Source organism: Streptomyces sp. TLI_185 (assembly GCF_003814765.1).
In the GTDB taxonomy this organism is placed as follows: Bacteria; Actinomycetota; Actinomycetes; order Streptomycetales; family Streptomycetaceae; genus Streptomyces.
In genome coordinates this window covers 54,851-71,251 of record NZ_RKRB01000002.1, presented here as the reverse complement: position 1 = coordinate 71,251, position 16,401 = coordinate 54,851, and the positions used below count along the sequence as shown (strand labels likewise).

At 68.6% G+C, this 16,401-nt stretch carries 16 protein-coding genes and 4 pseudogenes; 10 read left to right on the top strand and 10 right to left on the bottom strand.

Translation table 11 applies throughout. The features are described from left to right. Positions 1-20: 20 nt before the first annotated feature. Complete coding sequence (locus EDD92_RS48895) at positions 21-1,253, bottom strand: cytochrome P450 (RefSeq protein ID WP_123970944.1); 1,233 nt, start codon at positions 1,251-1,253, stop codon at positions 21-23. Between the two features lie 289 nt (positions 1,254-1,542). Between EDD92_RS48895 and EDD92_RS48890 the strand changes: the two genes are divergently transcribed. After that, positions 1,543-2,487 carry a ScbA/BarX family gamma-butyrolactone biosynthesis protein gene (locus EDD92_RS48890; protein ID WP_123970943.1) on the top strand — a complete coding sequence of 315 codons (945 nt, stop codon included), beginning with the start codon at positions 1,543-1,545 and terminating at the stop codon, positions 2,485-2,487. 315 nt (positions 2,488-2,802) lie between these two features. Here the strand turns inward: EDD92_RS48890 and EDD92_RS48885 are convergent. The 3 genes and pseudogenes from EDD92_RS48885 to EDD92_RS51975 form a co-directional block, all read right to left on the bottom strand. After that, a pseudogene (locus tag EDD92_RS48885) lies at positions 2,803-3,101 on the bottom strand (DUF6009 family protein); the annotation flags it as partial. 409 nt (positions 3,102-3,510) lie between these two features. Continuing rightward, positions 3,511-3,846 carry an ankyrin repeat domain-containing protein gene (locus EDD92_RS48880; protein WP_123970942.1) on the bottom strand — a complete coding sequence of 112 codons (336 nt, stop codon included), beginning with the start codon at positions 3,844-3,846 and terminating at the stop codon, positions 3,511-3,513. A 65-nt stretch (positions 3,847-3,911) separates the two neighbouring features. Continuing rightward, a pseudogene (locus EDD92_RS51975) lies at positions 3,912-4,031 on the bottom strand (IS5/IS1182 family transposase); the annotation flags it as partial. Between EDD92_RS51975 and EDD92_RS48870 the strand changes: the two are divergent. Beyond that, a complete protein-coding gene (locus EDD92_RS48870; RefSeq protein ID WP_260327441.1) occupies positions 3,994-4,272 on the top strand; it encodes a hypothetical protein in 279 nt (92 codons plus the stop codon). The pseudogene EDD92_RS51975 and the gene EDD92_RS48870 overlap by 38 nt on opposite strands. A gap of 46 nt (positions 4,273-4,318) precedes the next feature. After that, positions 4,319-4,825: a hypothetical protein gene (locus EDD92_RS48865; RefSeq protein WP_260327411.1), complete on the top strand. Its 507-nt coding sequence runs from the start codon at positions 4,319-4,321 to the stop codon at positions 4,823-4,825. Positions 4,826-5,042: 217 nt separating this feature from the next. Here the strand turns inward: EDD92_RS48865 and EDD92_RS48860 are convergent, their stop codons facing one another. The 5 genes from EDD92_RS48860 to EDD92_RS48845 form a co-directional block, all read right to left on the bottom strand. Continuing rightward, entirely contained in the window at positions 5,043-6,476 is a 1,434-nt protein-coding gene (locus EDD92_RS48860) for an MFS transporter (RefSeq protein WP_123970940.1), read from the bottom strand. Further along, positions 6,473-6,835, bottom strand: a complete 363-nt coding sequence (locus EDD92_RS48855) for a MarR family winged helix-turn-helix transcriptional regulator (RefSeq protein WP_014173936.1) — start codon at positions 6,833-6,835, stop codon at positions 6,473-6,475. The genes EDD92_RS48860 and EDD92_RS48855 overlap by 4 nt, the downstream gene beginning before the upstream one ends. Before the next feature lie 127 nt (positions 6,836-6,962). Continuing rightward, positions 6,963-7,106: a hypothetical protein gene (locus tag EDD92_RS50385; RefSeq protein WP_185124524.1), complete on the bottom strand. Its 144-nt coding sequence runs from the start codon at positions 7,104-7,106 to the stop codon at positions 6,963-6,965. A 158-nt stretch (positions 7,107-7,264) separates the two neighbouring features. After that, on the bottom strand, positions 7,265-7,558 hold the full coding sequence (locus tag EDD92_RS48850; protein WP_123970939.1) for a DUF2568 domain-containing protein: 294 nt from the start codon (positions 7,556-7,558) through the stop codon (positions 7,265-7,267). Next, the gene (locus tag EDD92_RS48845) at positions 7,555-7,905 is read right to left on the bottom strand and encodes a hypothetical protein (protein ID WP_123970938.1); all 351 of its coding nucleotides are present in this window, start codon (positions 7,903-7,905) and stop codon (positions 7,555-7,557) included. The genes EDD92_RS48850 and EDD92_RS48845 overlap by 4 nt, the downstream gene beginning before the upstream one ends. Positions 7,906-7,964: 59 nt before the next feature. Here EDD92_RS48845 and EDD92_RS48840 point away from each other — a divergent pair, with 59 nt between their 5' ends. The 7 genes and pseudogenes from EDD92_RS48840 (at position 7,965) to EDD92_RS52680 (ending at position 13,399) form a co-directional block, all read left to right on the top strand. Further along, a complete protein-coding gene (locus EDD92_RS48840; protein WP_123970937.1) occupies positions 7,965-8,411 on the top strand; it encodes a MarR family winged helix-turn-helix transcriptional regulator in 447 nt (148 codons plus the stop codon). A 439-nt stretch (positions 8,412-8,850) separates the two neighbouring features. Next, complete coding sequence (locus EDD92_RS48830; RefSeq protein ID WP_123970936.1) at positions 8,851-9,117, top strand: DUF6959 family protein; 267 nt, start codon at positions 8,851-8,853, stop codon at positions 9,115-9,117. A 232-nt stretch (positions 9,118-9,349) separates the two neighbouring features. Continuing rightward, positions 9,350-10,216 (top strand): sugar nucleotide-binding protein, encoded by an 867-nt coding sequence (locus tag EDD92_RS48825; RefSeq protein ID WP_123970935.1) that lies wholly within the window; start codon positions 9,350-9,352, stop codon positions 10,214-10,216. Between the two features lie 813 nt (positions 10,217-11,029). Next, complete coding sequence (locus EDD92_RS48820) at positions 11,030-11,578, top strand: SigE family RNA polymerase sigma factor (protein WP_123970934.1); 549 nt, start codon at positions 11,030-11,032, stop codon at positions 11,576-11,578. Next, positions 11,575-12,285 (top strand): SecDF P1 head subdomain-containing protein, encoded by a 711-nt coding sequence (locus EDD92_RS48815; protein ID WP_123970933.1) that lies wholly within the window; start codon positions 11,575-11,577, stop codon positions 12,283-12,285. Before EDD92_RS48820 ends, EDD92_RS48815 begins: the two co-directional genes overlap by 4 nt. Before the next feature lie 19 nt (positions 12,286-12,304). Then, positions 12,305-12,441 (top strand): annotated as a pseudogene (locus EDD92_RS51970) (conjugal transfer protein TraS); the annotation flags it as partial. Between the two features lie 643 nt (positions 12,442-13,084). Continuing rightward, a complete protein-coding gene (locus EDD92_RS52680; RefSeq protein ID WP_123971063.1) occupies positions 13,085-13,399 on the top strand; it encodes an HNH endonuclease family protein in 315 nt (104 codons plus the stop codon). A 157-nt stretch (positions 13,400-13,556) separates the two neighbouring features. On the opposite strand, the pseudogene EDD92_RS48800 reads toward EDD92_RS52680, so the two are convergent. Further along, positions 13,557-14,687 (bottom strand): annotated as a pseudogene (locus tag EDD92_RS48800) (SpoIIE family protein phosphatase); the annotation flags it as partial. Positions 14,688-16,401 lie beyond the last annotated feature (1,714 nt).

Genomic DNA, 16,401 nt, shown 5'->3' with positions numbered 1-16,401 from the left:
CCCTGGGGGGATGAGGAATGTCAGCGCTCAGGCGTCAGCAGGACGGGAAGTTCCGCATGGCCGCTGGAGATGAAGGACTCCGAGGGGCGCAGCTCGTCGGCCGGCACGGCCAGCCGCAAGTGCGGGAAGCGCTCGAAGAGAGCGGGCAGGGCGGTGGTCGCCTCGCTCATCGCCAACGGCCGGCCCAGGCAGTGGTGCACACCGTGGCCGAAGGAGACGTGTTCGCGGCGCGCGCGGGTTGCGTCGAAGGTGTCGGCGTCGGGACCGTGGGTGCCGGGATCGCGGCCTGCGGCGACGAGCGACAGGAGAATCGGCTCCCCTGCGGGGATCACAGTCCCCTCCAGGTCGATGTCCTTGATGGCGAAGCGCAGCGGAATGTTGGCCACCGGGGCCTGGCAGCGCAGTGTCTCCTCCACTACGGCCTCCCAGGTGACAGCTTCTTCGCGGACGAGGCGGAGCTGTTCGGGATGAGTGAGCAGTGCGCAGATGGCATGGTCGAGGAGGTTGATGGTCGTCTCGTGCCCCGCTCCCAGAATCAGATGGAGCGTGTCCACGAGTTCCTTCTCCGTCAGCCCTCCCCCGTCCTCGTCCCGTATGGCTATCAGGGCGCTGGTGAGATCGGCGGCCGGCTCGGTGCGCTTGCGGCGGACCAGGTGGTCCAGGAGCTCGTACAGCTCGATCTGGTTCTGCTGTGCCTTCTCGGGCGTCGTCGAAGTGGTGAACAGTGTGTTGACCACCCGGTGGAAGTCGTGCTGCTCGTCGTCGTCCAGGCCGAGCATCTCCGAGATCACCCGAAGGGGCAGTTCACAGGCGAACTCCCTGCGCAGGTCCACGGGTTGTCCCGCCGGACGGCGTTCCAGGCGGGTGAGCAGCTCGTCGGTGATCGCCCTGATACGGGGCTGAAGGTCCGTCACGCGCCGGGTGGTGAAGGCTCCGGCGATCAGCTTGCGGAGCCGGGTGTGCTCCGGCCCGTAAGCGGTGAGCATGCTCTGCACCGACACCCACATGGCGAGCGGCCACGAGTCGTCCACCTCGCGGCTGATCCACGCGGACCAGTGCTGGTAGGCGTCCTTGGACACGGCCGGGTCCGTCATCACCTGCTTGATCAGGTCGAGTCGGTTCACCGACCAGGCCTTCACACCACCTGGCAGCACGACTTGGACGACCGGCCCAAGCTGTCGCAGCACAGCAGCCTCGCCGTGCAGATCCTGGCCGGACGGGTCCAGGACGACAGGAACGGATAGCTCACGCACAGGTGCCTCCTATTAGAACAGCGACAAAAAAAACCGCGAAACGGGTTTTTTACTGTAGAGCGAGGTTCACAACATCAACCGATCGAGGAAACAAGATTTGTCCAGTTTGTCGCGCTTGCGTCCCTACTTCGCTCAAAACTGGTCAGAGTTAACCACCAAAGCGGAACCTTTCCTTCACCCTTTCTACCGATGCTTGGTCAATCCTTTGCCTCGACGGCGCGCCAAGAAAACCGGTAGGTCCGTATCTTATGAGACGTCGTCGAACAAAGTTGCAAGACGGGGGTCTTTGATGGAACTGGATACGGCACCACAGGGAATCGAACTGTCCGCACTTCCTCGGCTGACCACGACCGTCCCGAAGGAGTACGTGCACCGCGCCTGCCTGGCCGAGGTGTTCCTGACCGGCTGCACCGCCGGCGAAAAGCAGAACTTCTCCCTCACGGGACAGTGGCCGCGTGCGCACACACTGTTCAACAGCGCCGACGGGAGCGGTCACGATCCGCTCCAGGTTGCAGAGACGTTCCGTCAGGCAGGCATGTTCCTCGCCCACGCCGAACTGGGTGTTTCGCTCAGCCACCGGTTCGTGATGCGGGACCTCAGCTACACGACGCACCCCGAGAACATGGGCATCGCCCTGACACCGACGGACTTCAGCGTCGAGGCCAAGTGCACGGAGATCGCCTGGCGGCGAGGAGCGGCCAGTTCGCTGCGGCTCGACCTGTCCATCCACCGCGACGGGGCCCTTATGGCACACGGGGCGGGTTCCTTCTCCACCACCCCGCGGGCGGTGTACAACAGGCTGCGCGCGAACCGCAAACCGTGGTCGGGCGCGGCCTTCGCGATAGCCGAAAGCCGCAGTCCGCTCGCCCCGTCGGCCGTCGGACGCGCCTCCACAAGGGATGTGGTGCTCTCCGCGATGGACACACCCGGCCGCTGGCTGCTCACCCCCGACCTCACACACCCGATCTTCTTCGACCACACCGACGACCACCTCCCCGGTATGGTCCTGCTGGAAGGCGCGCGGCAGGCGGCCTCCGCGGCACTCGCCCCGAAGCGGCTGAAGCCCACGAACGCCACCACCCAGTTCTTCCGCTACGCCGAACTCGACCGGCCCTGCTGGGTGGAGGTCACACGGGCCTCGCCCGAGAACGCGGGGATCATGACCGTGGAGGTCGCCGGCCGCCAGGACGGGGAGACGGTCTTCGTCTCCACCATCACCGGACCGACACTCTGAAGGCAGCCGAGCCTGTCTCCGGCCCGCCCCGCCCGTCATTTCCCACCGGCTGCGCGACGTGGACACCGCACCGCGCAGCCGGTGGCGCCAGGCCCCACCGGCCGTTCACGCGCCCGTGCCCGTAACAGCAGTACGGCACGGGCCCCCAGCTCCATGGACGTGACACCCATGAGCGGCCCTCCCCCGGATCCACCCACCGTGACAGACGAGCCGTCCGGCGCTCACAACTGCCCGGCCTGACTGTTTCCTTCAGCACTGCACCGCCGCAAGGCCCGCCGGGGCGTTCGCCCGCCGGACGCGAGCACGTCGAGCCGGTTACGTGGGCAGCGACGCCCCCGGCAGGGGTGACGACACCGCCCCGCCCTCCGACCGCTCCGTCTTGCACCCCTTGCTCACCGGCACCAGGGTACGCGGATCGATGGCCTCGGCGGGCGCCTCGGTGGCGTACAGCCCGTCAGGAACGGTGTCCCGTCCCGGTCATGGGGCAGCAGCCAGAACACCCGGCGGCGGAAGGTCCAGGACGAACGGGACGGCTTGGCCTCCGGAGCGAGCAGCGCGTAGCCGACCATGCGGCCGTCGCGGTGGTGGGCGGGCCTGCCCCGGCGGGTCGGCAGCCCTGGCCGGCCGACGGCGGGACGTACCACGTGGCGGACCCCCGGCCGCTGCCCATGGACCATCTGGTCGCTCGTCTGCGGGTGCTGCTGCGGCTGCCGGAAGTACGGCAGGTTCCGCTCGAGGAACACCGGTCACCGGTCAAGAGCGCGATGCCGGAGCTCTCCGATCACCAATACGCCCTCCTCACCGAGGACAACTGGTTCGACACAGGCCGGATCTGGCGCCGTACGGGGCTGGAGCCCGGCCCGGGGTTCGAGGACCGTTTCACAGCCTGCGCCGCCCGGTACGCACGGCAGTTGTGCCCCGGCCTCTGGCAGAGGGCGGCTGAAGCGCACGCCCCCCGAGATGATCGATTCCAAGGGTGGGTGGTCGTAGCGATTCCGGACCGGAGGGGTGTCGCCTGCACCCTCATCTGCCTGCGCCGCCTGACTCGCCGATGTGCCGTTGCAACAGCCTGACTGCCAGGTCATGGCCATAGCGAATGGCAAGGTCCATGGGCGTTTGCCCATCAGGGTCAGGGAGTTGCGGATCAGCACCGTAGGCCAGGAGCACAGCGGTGGTATGCACAGTCAGCGGCCTGCCGCTCTGCAAGGCGCTATCGCCTTCCGCGTCAATGGCGTGCGTCAGGAGCGTCATGTTGTCGCATGCCTCATCGGGATCGGCTCCCTTGGCCAGTAACTGAGCCAGGGTCTCTGCGTCCTCGTTCTCCACCGCTTGATGGGCCGGTGTCCAGGTGTTCTCCACGGCGGCATTCAACCGTTGCCGCACCAGTCCGGCCAGCGCATTCCGGCGGAACTGATCGCCAATTGAGATGACTTGTTATCGCCGCCGAGCTGGTCCGGCCGGGTGCGCGGGCGTCCAGCGCCGAGCCGGCCGACCCGGATGCGTTCCATGACAGGGATGAGCTGCGGGGCGTCGCCCCACTGGCCTGAGTGGAGCGCCACGAAGACCAGCGCCGCCAGCAACCCATGGATCAGTGCCGCGATGCGCGGGCAGGACGCGACGCTGGAACGGCTCCGCGTCGACCGCCAACTCGAAGAGGCCCTGGCCCACGGCCCCGACCCGCTCCACCTCGCCGAGGTGTTCGGCCTCGACGAGAAGACCGCGATGCGCTACGCGGAATCCGCACGAGCCCTGCTGGAACAGGGCGCTGAACAGCACCGTCGCTGAAACCTGCTCGACCGCGATGCACCATGAGGGGAATCATGGACGAGTGATGTCGACCGAAGCAGCAGCGCTCGCCCTACAGGACCATGCCGTCCTCTGGAGCATGGGCGAGATCAGTGCTACCCATGTCGTCACCGGCGCCTGTAATGCGCTCGTCGCTGGCCTCGACAGTCCCGCCCTGCGGATGCTGGCCGCGTGCACGCGCGCGGAGGCGGATTACGACGTCCCCGATCTCCTTCCCCCGGCACTCGACGAACTGGGCCTCACCTTCTACCTGGTGGGCAGCATTGCCGGACAGGAAGCCGCCGCACGAGCACTTGCCGCCCGAATGCTGGCCGGCGAGTTGACGCCACGCGAGCTGGTTTTCCGGATCCACCAGCGCTTCGGGCACGAACTGCCCTTGGCCGAACGCCTCGCCAACCTGGACGACGAGTACGACATCCTCGAGTACGGCGACAGGACACCGGCACAGGTCGACGCCGAGGTTCTGGCCGAAGCTCTTCGGCTCACTCAGCATCCTCGTGTTACACCCGAACCCACGGATCCACTGACCTGAAGCACATCGGTGGACTCTTGGGTTCGCACTGAAGAGACCTCGGTTTCCGTGAACCCACGGGGCTCTCGGGGGTCGAGGAACATCGGAACGAAAACCGGCGTCAAGCCCTTCGCGGGCCTGAGAGCGCTTTGACCTGGGGCTCTACGGGGGCGGAGCCTTCGGCAGTCGTGGTGATCATTGACTGTCTGGAGGTCCGGGACCCAGTAGCCCATCTGACTTACGGGTTGGTCTCGGACGAGCGTCGGCGGGCGAGAGCTAGGCTTGTCAGCGTCGTGATCGCCATGGCGCCGATGCCGACCAGCGCCGCGGTGGTGTAGGCGCTGTCGTCGGGGAAGAGGTGGCCGGGGCTGGTGCCCGCGGCGAGGATCAGGCCGCCGATGGCGCTGCCCAGGGAGTATCCGACGCTGCGGACGACGTAGTTGAAGCTCATGGCGCTCGACGTCTCGCTCTTGGGGGTGACGGCCAGGATGACGCCGGGCATCGCGGCCGAGAAGCCGCCGACGCCGAAGCCGAGCACGCCCATCGCCGCGAACAGTTCGGCCAGGTTCGACCGGGCCGCCGCGAACAGGGCGAACCCGCCGCCGACCACGACGGCGCTGCCGGCCAGGAGCAGGGGGTCGGCGATCCGCGTCCGGACCCGCGGCGTGAGCTTGCCGGCGACGAACCCCAGCACCGAGAACGGGATGAGGACCAGCCCGGCGACGAAGGTCGTCAGCCCGAAGCCGTAGCCGGCGCCATGCGGCGTCTGCGCGTACCGGGTGATGAGCGTGAGCAGGAGGTACATGCCGATCCCGCCGACGAACATGGCGAGGTTCGCCCCGGCGACCGCCGGGTGCCGCACCGCCCGCACATCGACCAGGGGCGTCGTGCTGCGCAGCTCGATGACAGCCCAGACGCAGAGCAGCACCACCGCGACGACGGCGAGGCCCGCCGCCACGGCGAGGTGCCGGCTCCACAGATTCCGTTCGCCGGCGAGGAACAGCACCAGGAGCAGCGCAGCGGTCAGGACGACCGCGCCTGCCACGTCCACGTGGGCGGAGCGGCCTTCGGGGGCTTCGGGCATGGAGCGCCACGCGGTCAGGAGGGCGGCGGCGGTGACGACCAGGCCGAGGCCGTAGGCGGCCCGTACCCCGCCGAGCTCGGCGAGCAGTGCGGCCAGCGGGTAGCCGACGCCGGCCCCGATGATCGAGACCACCGAGATCAGGGCGATCACGGCCGCGCTGCGCTCCTCGGGGAGGTGGTCCCGGGCCACGCCCATCATCAGCGCCGTCAGCCCGAGCCCGACGCCCTGGGCCGCCCTGCCGGCCAGCAGCCACGCGAACGGCAGCGGCAGCACGGTGAGCGCGCTGCCGGCGACGACGACCGCCAGCGTGGCGAGGATCGTGGCACGCCGGTGCGGGCCGGCTCCGAGCCGGCCCAGGACCGGCGTGGCGACGGCGCCGCTGAGCAGCGCGACGGTCAGCGTCCACTGCGCGCTGCCGAGCGAGACGTGGAACGAGGTCGCCACGCTGGTGATGAGCGGCGTCCCGAGGCTGGCGACCGCCGCGACGACCAGAGCGATGAACATCAGGGCGGGGACCAGCAGCCGCGCCTCGGAACGCGCCACCGGGAACGCCTTCACCGCGACCCCGCCGACCGGCTGCCCGGTCACTGCTTCGGCCCTTCGCGGTCCTGGCTTTCGAGCTCTGCCAGATGCTTCAGCGCCGGAAGGGCCGCCACCAGCGCCTCGACCTCGTCGCCGGTGAGCTCGCCGATCAACCGCTCGAACGCGTGGACGCCCGCCTGGCGCCGCGTCCGGACATAGGAGGCGCCGGCCTCGGTCAGGCACACCAACGTGACGCGCTTGTCGGACGCGTCGCCCCGCCGCTCGACCAGGCCGGACTCCTCCATCACCCGGACCAGGGCGGTCATCGCGGGCTGGGTGACGCCCTCGACCGCGGCCAGATCGGTGATGCGCCGCGGGCCGGTCCGGTCCAGGGTGGCCAGGGTGGCGGCGGACGTCAGGCTCATGTCCCGGGGCAGGCGTCTCGCGGCCCGGGTGGCCAGGCCGTAGAGGGCTGCCCCGATGGCGGCGGACGCGCCAGGAGCAGTGTCTTGACGACTCATGCTCGAAGCATAACATTTTTATATTCATACTTTATGGAAATGCCCGACTGGCGCGGGCGGCCTCGATCCGCGCCCTCAACGGCAGCCGGCCATCGCGCTCGGTGCGCGGCCGGAACCTGCCGCGCCCGACGACCAGGAAGTGCTCGCCCAGCACCTCCGGCTCGTGGTGGGCCATGGCCGCCTCAGTAAACGAGGACCGCCCCGGCCCCTGTGATGGAGGCAGGGTTCGGAGTGAAGTGCATGTGAAAGCGTGGGTGCTTGGCCAGCCAGGTCCTGATCGCGGGTGACGAGGAACAGACGCACCAGCAGCAGAAGTCACACGACTACTGACGATCAACTACTGGGCGCAGGACACAAGCCGGGCGCCCTGCGGGGGCCGCGCGCTGCGGCGAGCACGCCCGCGCCGAACCAGCAGATCTCCAGAATCGCACGGCCGGCGCCATGCAGGGGATGAGCAGCGGTCGGCGCGGCGAACGTGCCCCAGACGAGGGCCATCAGCGCCACCGCGGCCACCGCTGCGGCAACCCGCAGGGCCCAGGGGCCACGACGCTTCCAGGCCCACCGGCCCACGGCCACATAGACGGCCACCTCGGCCGCGAAAGCCAGTACGTCGACGATCGCGCTCATCGGGCCAGCCACCACGCGGACGCGAGGTGCAGCACCGCGAAGGCGCCGGCTCCCAAGGCCATCCCCATGTTCCTCTGCCGGACGCCGATCGCCGAGTCCCCCACCTGTGCCAGTCCCGCCACGACCAGCATGGGCCAGGTCGCCACCCGGTCGTCCGCCAGCAGCACCAAGGCGGTTGCCAGGCCCAGCGGTACGGCCCGCGCCGCGTACGCGCGGACGTACAGGTCCGTTCCGGCGGTCACCGGTTCACCCGTCGGCAGGGCCAGGCCGGGGCGCAGCACCCCGGCGACGCTGGAACCCGCGCTGACGAGGGCGGCCACCGCGTTGGCCGCCAGTACAGCATTCATCAGATCTCCCCCTGAATCATTCGAGCTATGAACGATATTTATACGGTATCATTCTCTTCGTGAATGATGTCAAGGGAGCAGCGGCCCTCCGCGCCACCGTCGTCTTCAACCTGGGCACCCTTGGGGCCGTGGCCTCGGAACGATTCGCGGCACGGGTCGAAGCGCTGGGGCTCAAGCCCAAGCACGCGGGCCTGCTCGCCGCGCTGGACGCGGGGGCGGCGGCGTCTCAGCTGGAGCTGGCCTCGCGGCTCGGGGTCGCGCCGAGCCTGATCGTGGCACTCGCGGACCAGTTGCAGGAGTTGGGCGCTGTCGAGCGGGTGCGCGACCCGGAGGACCGGCGGCGCCAAGCGCTCAGTCTCACCGCCGAGGGCCGGCGGCTGCTGGCGCGCTGCGTCCGTGCCGCCGAAGACGTGGATGCGGAGCTGACCGCGGGCCTGAGCGAGGCGCAGCGGACCTCGCTCACCCGCGGCCTGCGGCTGCTGGGCGAACAGCAGTTGCCCGGCTAGCGTCCTGCGCCCAGTAGTTGATCGTCAGTAGTCGTCTGACTTCTGCTGCTGGTGCGTCTGTTCCTCGTCGGGGCCCGAAGCTGGAACCATTGCTGCCGTCCGATGACGAGCTGGTCACCACCGACCGGCCGCATCCGAGCAACTGGTTCGGACGTGAGGCCAAGCCTGTACTACAGTCCGATGTTGCCCGCGCCATCGAGCTGGCCCTTCGCCAAGGTTGGACCGCAACCGTCCCGGGCTCTCCGTTCCACCTCGATTGGTCCGCCGGCTTCACGCCTTCGCCTTGAGCCAAGCAGAGGGTGAGCACCGCTTTAGGAGTTCGATCAGACGGCCGTCCTGGGGCCCTTCCCTAGGTATCGATATACAGCCCTGGACTGCCCAAGGTTGCTTGTGTCCGCCGTCGTTGATGTCAGCTGGTGATGTCAGGTTGGATAGCCCGATGGAACGCATTGAGGCGGAGCTGTTCACCGATGGCGGAAACGATGCTGTGGTTCGCCTGCCCGGTCGCCGGTTCCCCGGCGTGCTGATCCAGGGCGACTCTCTTCACATCCTCCGCAGCGACATGGACGAGGTGGTCCAGGCCTGCGAGCGCGGCGACCTGGCCGAGGCCGGGGAGTCCGCCGGCCTCCTGCTGGCGAGCCTCGATGCCTTGCTGATGCGGTACTCCACCGCGTTGGAAGGGCACGAGATTCAGCGGCCGTACTGAACGGCTGGACTCTCAGCTTGGAAAGCTTGGGTTTTCCGAGGGCGATTATCGCACTGACCTGCGGCGGAGCGGCGTTGGAACTCTGGGAGCGCCCGCTGCCAGTCCCCGCTGTTCCCCGTGGTTCCCCGCACGATCTGGCACGCGAATGACACGGCTGTCGCACTGCGTCGGCCGGGGTAGCGATGCCGGGACCCGACCCACCACCGATCCCCCTCCGTTACCGTGGCAGCCCATGACGGTCCTGATTATCGGTGGCAGTGGCTTTCTGGGAACTGAACTGGTCCGCCAGGCCATCGCGGCGGGGCACGAAACGGCCGCGACGTTCGCCTCCCGAGCGGGCAGGGCCTCGGGTGTCGCCTGGCATCCGCTCGACGTCCGGGACCCTGCGGCTGTCGCCACGTTGATCGCTGATGTTGCCCCCTCGGTCGTCGTCAACGCGTCCAGCGGGCAGTCTGACTGGGCGGTCACCGCCGACGGCGCGATCCGCGTGGCGCTGGCTGCCGCCGAGCAGGGCTGCCGCCTGGCCCATGTCTCCAGCGATGCGGTGTTCTCCGGCGCGCACGTGCGCTACGACGAGAGCAGCCCGCCCGATCCGGTCACCCCCTACGGCGCCGCAAAGGCCGCCGCCGAGACGGCTGTGCGGCTGCTGGTGCCGGGAGCCGTCGTCGCCCGCACGTCGCTGATCCTCGGACACGGCCAGTCCGGGCACGAGCGCACGGTGCATTCCCTGGTGGCCGGCACCCGAGATGGGGTCCTGTTCACCGACGACATCCGTTGCCCGGTGCACGTCGAAGACCTGGCCGCCGCCTTGTGGGAGATCGCGCTGTCCGACGCGGCCGGGGTGTTCCACCTTGCCGGGCCCGATGCCCTGAGCCGTCACGACCTCGGTGTGCTCATCGCACGGCACCAAGGACTTGACGGTGCGCAGCTGCCCGCCGGGCGGCGAGCCGACACCAACCTGCCCGGGGCCCTCGACGTGCGCCTCGACAGCCGCGCAACGCAGGAGCGGTTGCGGACCAGGCTCCGCGGCGCCCATGAGTTCCTGCGCGGAGACGGCCGCATCATTCAGGACCCGCTCCAGTTGCCCCTGCAGCGGTAGTCACACACGGACCTCTTCGTCTCGAAGCAACTTGGGTGGGGGCTCTGCCTTGGACGGGTGTGCCGCTCACCTGTACTGACGGTCCGTAGACGTCCGTGCTCGCCTGCCGCTGTCCACTGTCGTTGTCACGCAGTTAGACACTCACGTGGGGTTCGGCGTAGCTCCGGGCTGGCTTGGCATCTGCCGTGAAGCTGCCGCCATGAGTGCCCGACGAAGAGCGCGCCAGCCATGCTCCCGCTCTAGGCCGCTGTCATCGATTGCCTTCCGAAGCTTGGCCTCACTCACCTCGCAGGCGTGTTGCAGATCCGCTCCTTGAGCGTCGGTGCCAGGGCTCCAGCCACGTACCGGCCCGTTCCCACGGACGTGCTCAACCAGCCTCAGCCGAGCTGCGTACACGCTGAGTTGCACTGCGACCAAGCTCCGCGGAAGCTCGATGTCGACCATGAGCGGAGGGTAGATGCCGACTCTCAGCTTGGGTAGCTGCGATCCATTGCAGCCGGTCTGGGTGCTGACTTGGGCGCAGCCCTCGCGGTTGTGGCTGTTGCTGTACTTCGCCGCGGTACGACACCCAACGGCCGACGCGTTCTCGTCAGCCTGAGAAGCCGGGCTGCTGTTCTCCCCCAACACCTGGTTGCATGACTCACCTTGCGCGTGACGCGCTCTGCAGTCGCACGGGCGGGTGCTGGGTCGCCGCATGCCCCTCCGACGCTACCCACGATGAGGTTGGCGGCGTCGTGGTCGAGAAAGTCCGACAGGCAGGGCAGTCGAACCTCCTTCCGTGCCCGTCTTTAAAGGGGAACGAGGGAGGGCGCATTGAACGCCGACGAGGAACGCCAGTTCCGCGAGTTCGTGGCGGCGCGGTCGAGATCGCTGCTGCACACGGCATACCTGCTGACCGGGGATTGGGAGCAGGGCCGGGACCTGCTCCAGACCGCGCTTGCCTCCACCGCTCGGCGTTGGTCGAAGCTGCGCGACCGGGAGCAGCCGGAGATCTATGTGCGCCGGGCGCTCTACCACGCCCAGGTGGATCGCTTCCGACTCCTCAGCTGGGGGCGGGAGACGGTCACGGACACCCTGCCGGACCAGCCGTCCGGGCAGGTCGCCGACTGGGCCGAGACCGTGGTCCAGCGGCAGGACATCATGGCCGCGCTGCGGCGGCTGCCCAAGCGCCAGCGTGCGGTGATCGTGCTGCGTTACTTCGAGGACCGGCCGGACAATGAGATCGCCGCGATTCTGGGCGTTGCTCAGGGGACGGTCCGCAGCCAGACCCACAAGGCCCTCGCCTCTCTCCGCACCACCCTGGCCGAGGCAAGGCCGTCGGCCTCCTCTTCCACTGCCTCCGGAAGGGGCGTCATCGCATGAACGGCTCGACCGAACACCCGCTGCACGAAACGCTGCTGCACGACGCCCTGCACGCGCATGTCCGGGAGAGCGGCGGTGACGCCGCCGGCGCCCATCTGGTCGGCCTGGCCGACGGCGCGTTGCGGGTCGCCCGGCGGCGGCAGCGGCTGGCCCGCACCGGGGTCGGCGTCGCCGCCGTCGCCGTGGTCGCCACTGCCTGGGTGGCCGTCGCTGACGGCGCGACCCCCCGCGCGCACGTGGTTCAGCCCGCGGTAGAGGGCGACACCGGGAAGCCGGCCCCGGTCTCCCTCCTGCCGGTCACCTCGTCCACGGAGCAGGCCTGCACCCATGGCAGCGGCGGCTACACCGTGCACGCCACCGCGACCCACCCGGCGCTCTGCGTCCGCGCCGACCGGGCCAGGGGCATGACCGACGTTCGTGTCACCTCCGCGAAGGCCGAGAAAGGCACCATCGACGGTACCTGGCAGGTCGAGGTGACCCTCAGCCCCGCCGACCGGACCCGCTTCGCCGCCCTCACCGGCTCCATCGCGGGGACCCCGGTCCCGCACAACGAATTCGCCATCGTCATCGACGGCAAGCTCTGGGGCAGGCCCTCCGTGACCTCCTCGATCACCGGCGGCCGTTTCGAAATCGTCGGGGCCTACGTCGGAGACCTCACCAGCGCTACCGCCCACGACCTCGCCCACCGGCTAGATCCCGGCAGGTGAGTAGTCAACTCCTGCTTGGCGTTACGACCTGATCAAGACCCGACAAAGCATCGCGCCGGACACCCCCGACGAGGAGATCACCTCCGACATCTGGGCCTGCCCGAGCACCAACGCCCCACGCTGATCGTGCTGTTCGTCGACGAGGTCGCCGAACTCGCAGTACAGGGGCGGAACGCGGTTATTCGAAACCGTGGAGCCGGACCAGATCAACGGAGACAGCATCCGGCATCCGCCGGCCGGGACCACATCAGCTGAGATTCCCAGCACCCCCATATCTCAACTGAACTGGTCGCCGCACGTCAGGGGCCCAACTCGGAACCAGATCAATTAAGCCTACGGTGGGCAAGGGCAAGTAGCCGCGGATTCTCCCTTCCCGGGTGTGCTGCACCTCACCGCGGTGAAGGCGGTGGGCCGGGAACACGTTGGGAGGGTGGGGAGTTGATGCCTACGTGGCTAGCGGAGGGGACAGTGTCCCCGGGCCTCACCTATAGCCCATGGGGACGATCGTTTGGCTGAAGCCCCATGGAGCATCCCGCCGAGAGGTGACCGCCCTCCGCACGTCACCACCCCACGGCCCCGGCTGGCCTCCCCCGTCCAGCCGGGGCTTTCCTGTTCGGCATTCCAGGCCAGCGACTTCATTCACTCAAATGGTGCCAACTGTGCTGCCGGGTGCCAGTGACGCATACAGTCAGCGAGTCAAGGCCGGATACCGGACAACGCAACGCCGACAGGGGCGCGGAGGCCCACACAGGGTTCGTCACCGACGTCAGCGGCACCGCTTTCCAGGTGCGGATAACACCTGGTCCCGCTCGCCGAGGCATGGGGCTCCGGCGCCTCCGCTTGGACTGCGAAGGAACGCGAGTCCTATGCCAACGACCTCGGGGACGCCCGCGCCCTGATCGCGGTCTCCGCCGCCAGCAACCGCTCAAAGGCCGACCAGGACCCGGCCACCTGGCAGCCGCCGGCCGTCGGCTACCGCTGCACGTACGCCACGGACTGGGTGACCGTCAAAACCCGCTGTGGTCTGGCGATCGACCCCGTCGAGCGGACCGAGCTCGCCAAGATTCTGCGCCCATGCCCGAACACGACGATTGAGGTCACTCTCGCGCGCTGATATGGGGCCGGGCCCGTCACCACGGGGGAAAGCGACGGGCCCGGCCACCACCCACGGTTCCCACACCCGACCTGCGTGGCGCAGGCGAAGAGCCGCCCCGCGCCCGGGCGTTGTTATGCGTCGACGATCTGATTGAGCAGAAACGCTGGGACGGATGTCATCCATCAAGAGTGAACTCACACCAGACCGCCTTGCCGCCGCCCGGCGTCCGCCGTGACCCCCAGTTCGACGCGATCGTCGCGATGACAGAGATGCCCCGGCCCGACTCATCCTGCGGTTCCGCACGGCGTCGACGTGGGAGGTGGTCATTGCCATCGATCACTTCGACGATCAAGCGGCGATCCGTGCGACGGAGGCGCAGCCGCATGGGTGGCGCACCGTGCTGAAGGGCGTTGGCGACCAGTTCGCTGGCGGCGAGGACGCCCCGGTCGTGAAGTTCCGGCGAAAAGCGCCAGCTCGTCAGGACGCCGGAGGCGAACGCACGTGCGCGTGGGGCCACTTCCACCCCACCCAGCAGCTCGAGGGCCGCGTTGCGGAACAGTTCGCCGTCTGGGCCGGTGCGGTCCGGTTGCTGGAGCACCAGGACTGCCACGTCGTCGTCGTGGTCGGCAGTGACACCGAGGCCTCTGAGTAGCCAATCGCAGACGGCCTGCGAGGGGCCACTCGCTACGGACAAGGCCTGTTCCAGGGCGGCAATGCCGTCGTCGATGTCCTGGTCACGGCGTTCGACGAGGCCGTCTGTGTAGAGCACCGCCGTGAAGCCGGGGCCCAGCGGGATCGCTCCCGAGGCGTACACCCAGCCGCCCACGCCGAGCGGCGGTCCAGTTGGCTCGTCAGCACGCACGACGCTTCCGCCCTCGTCACGGACGAGGATCGGCAGGTGACCGGCGGAGGCGTACACCAGGCGGCCCTCGTTCGGGTCGTGGACGGCGTACACGCACGTGGCGATCTGGTTGGCGTCCAGCTCCGTCGTGAGGCCGTCCAGGAGCTGAAGGATCTCATGCGGGGGGAGGTCCAGACGGGCGTACGCACGGACCGCCGTGCGGAGTTGACCCATGACGGCCGCCGCCCGTACGCCCCGGCCCATCACGTCACCGATGACCAGGGCCGTGCGGCCGCCGCCGAGGGTGATGACGTCGTACCAGTCGCCGCCGACCGCCGCCTCCGAGCCAGCGGGCTGGTAAGTGGCCGCGATGCGCAAGTCATCCGGTTCTTCCAGCTCCTGCGGGAGGAGGGAGCGCTGGAGGATGACCGCTGTCTCGCGATGGCGGCGTTCACTGGCCTCCAGCTGTCGGCCCGGGTCGCGTTGCGCGTCGTGGCTGTCTCGCTGTGAACTGGCCTCACCGATCCGGCCCGAGTCGGCCCCGACCGATTGCTTATCCGACTTCGGCCCGAGCCGGTCCTGCCCCTGGCGTGGTTCAGCGACGCCATCGCGCTCGTATGGTCTGAGCGCCCGGCGGAGCCACTTCAGGCCGGAACGACGGGATGTCTTGGAGCTGGCTGACGGGTTATCCCGGTTGTCCCGGACAACTCCGAGGACCTCACGGTCCTCTCCGGCTGAAGGGAGGTCTGCGGCCCGCGCGCGCTGCACCTGCCCGGGCACGATGCTCACCATGGTGCCGTCAGCGTCGGAATGCCGGGGCGGAGGCGTCCGGTAGCCCACCTCGTCGGCGGCCTGCTGAACGGCTTCGTGCTCCTCGTCGAGGACAGCACGCACCTTCTCCAACGCGCGGTCCACGTCGTCGAGAGCTGCGTCGTCGGGCCTGATCGCGTCCAGATCGGGCAGAGGCGTCTGCGGGGTCAGATCCTGAGGCTGCGCGGCGTGGTCGTGCCCCATCCGGACACGCAGTTCGGCAAGCTCTGTCTCCAGGGCCTGCATGCGGCGTGAGGCATGGTCGGCGACCTGCTGCGCGGTGTCCCGCTCCTGCTCTGCTCGGGACAGCTGCTCGCGCAGTTCGGTCTGCTGCCACTGTGCACGGGACAGGCGTAGCTCCAGCGCCTTGTGCTCCCCCAGGTCCTTGGCCGGCAGCAACTGCAGGGCATCGACCCGGCGCTTCAGTTCCGCAACCTTCGCCTGGGCCTGTCCGAGCATGGCGAACAGCAGCGTGACGATCTGGAGTGCCTGGTGCCAGCCGCGCTCGCTGGCCTCGTAGGCCTGCCGGACGCGCTGCATCTCCTGGTAGACCTCGATGGTGCGGTCCTTGGCCGCCAGCAGCTCTCGGGCGAGTGCCAGCTCCTGCGTCTCCTCGATCGGTCTCGGGCTGACTTGTGCCTGGTCCCATAACTCTCGTGCCGTCTGAAGGCGCTGCCCCGTGCGATCGGCTGGTTCGTGCGGGAAACAGACGTCGGCCACGGCCTCGACCAGGTCCCACTCCAGTGCCTCGCCGGCCAGCAGGTCACGAAGCCGGCGCAGCTCGGGCACAACCTTGGCGACGAAGTGGTCCGGTGTGAGCTGCCGATGAAGCTGCCCCACCGACACCGATGTCTCGTCAAGCCAGGACCGAACCAGAGCGACCAACTGGTTGATCTCAGCGCACGACCCCCGCGGCGCTCCCCACGGCCGCCCCGGTCGCTTCCCCCTGTCGGCCACGCACCCTCCCGCTCGATTGTTCGCTGGACAACCCCAGTTGTCACCGGAGAACCATCCAACCGGCCCACCAGGAGGTTCTGCCCAGGGATCGTCGTAATCCCCTACGGCACGACACGATCCAGGCGGTGCACTCATGAACGACACTTCCCCTGCCTTCCAGCATCTCGTGCTGGCGATCGCCATCCTGTCCTCCACCGTCGCCGCGGCTGTCGCCTTCGTCCCGCCCCGCTGGGAGGGAGGCACGATGCCGGCAGGACTCACCTTGTGGGTACAGGAGTTGGTGTTGCGAGGCGACCCGCGGCGCGGTGTCAACGGCAGTACCGCGGGGCCTTGGCAGCCATCGATGCAAAGGGCGAACTGGATGCTCCCTGCAGGGGCTCTCAGCCCTCAGCGGACCCATTTCCGCATGCTC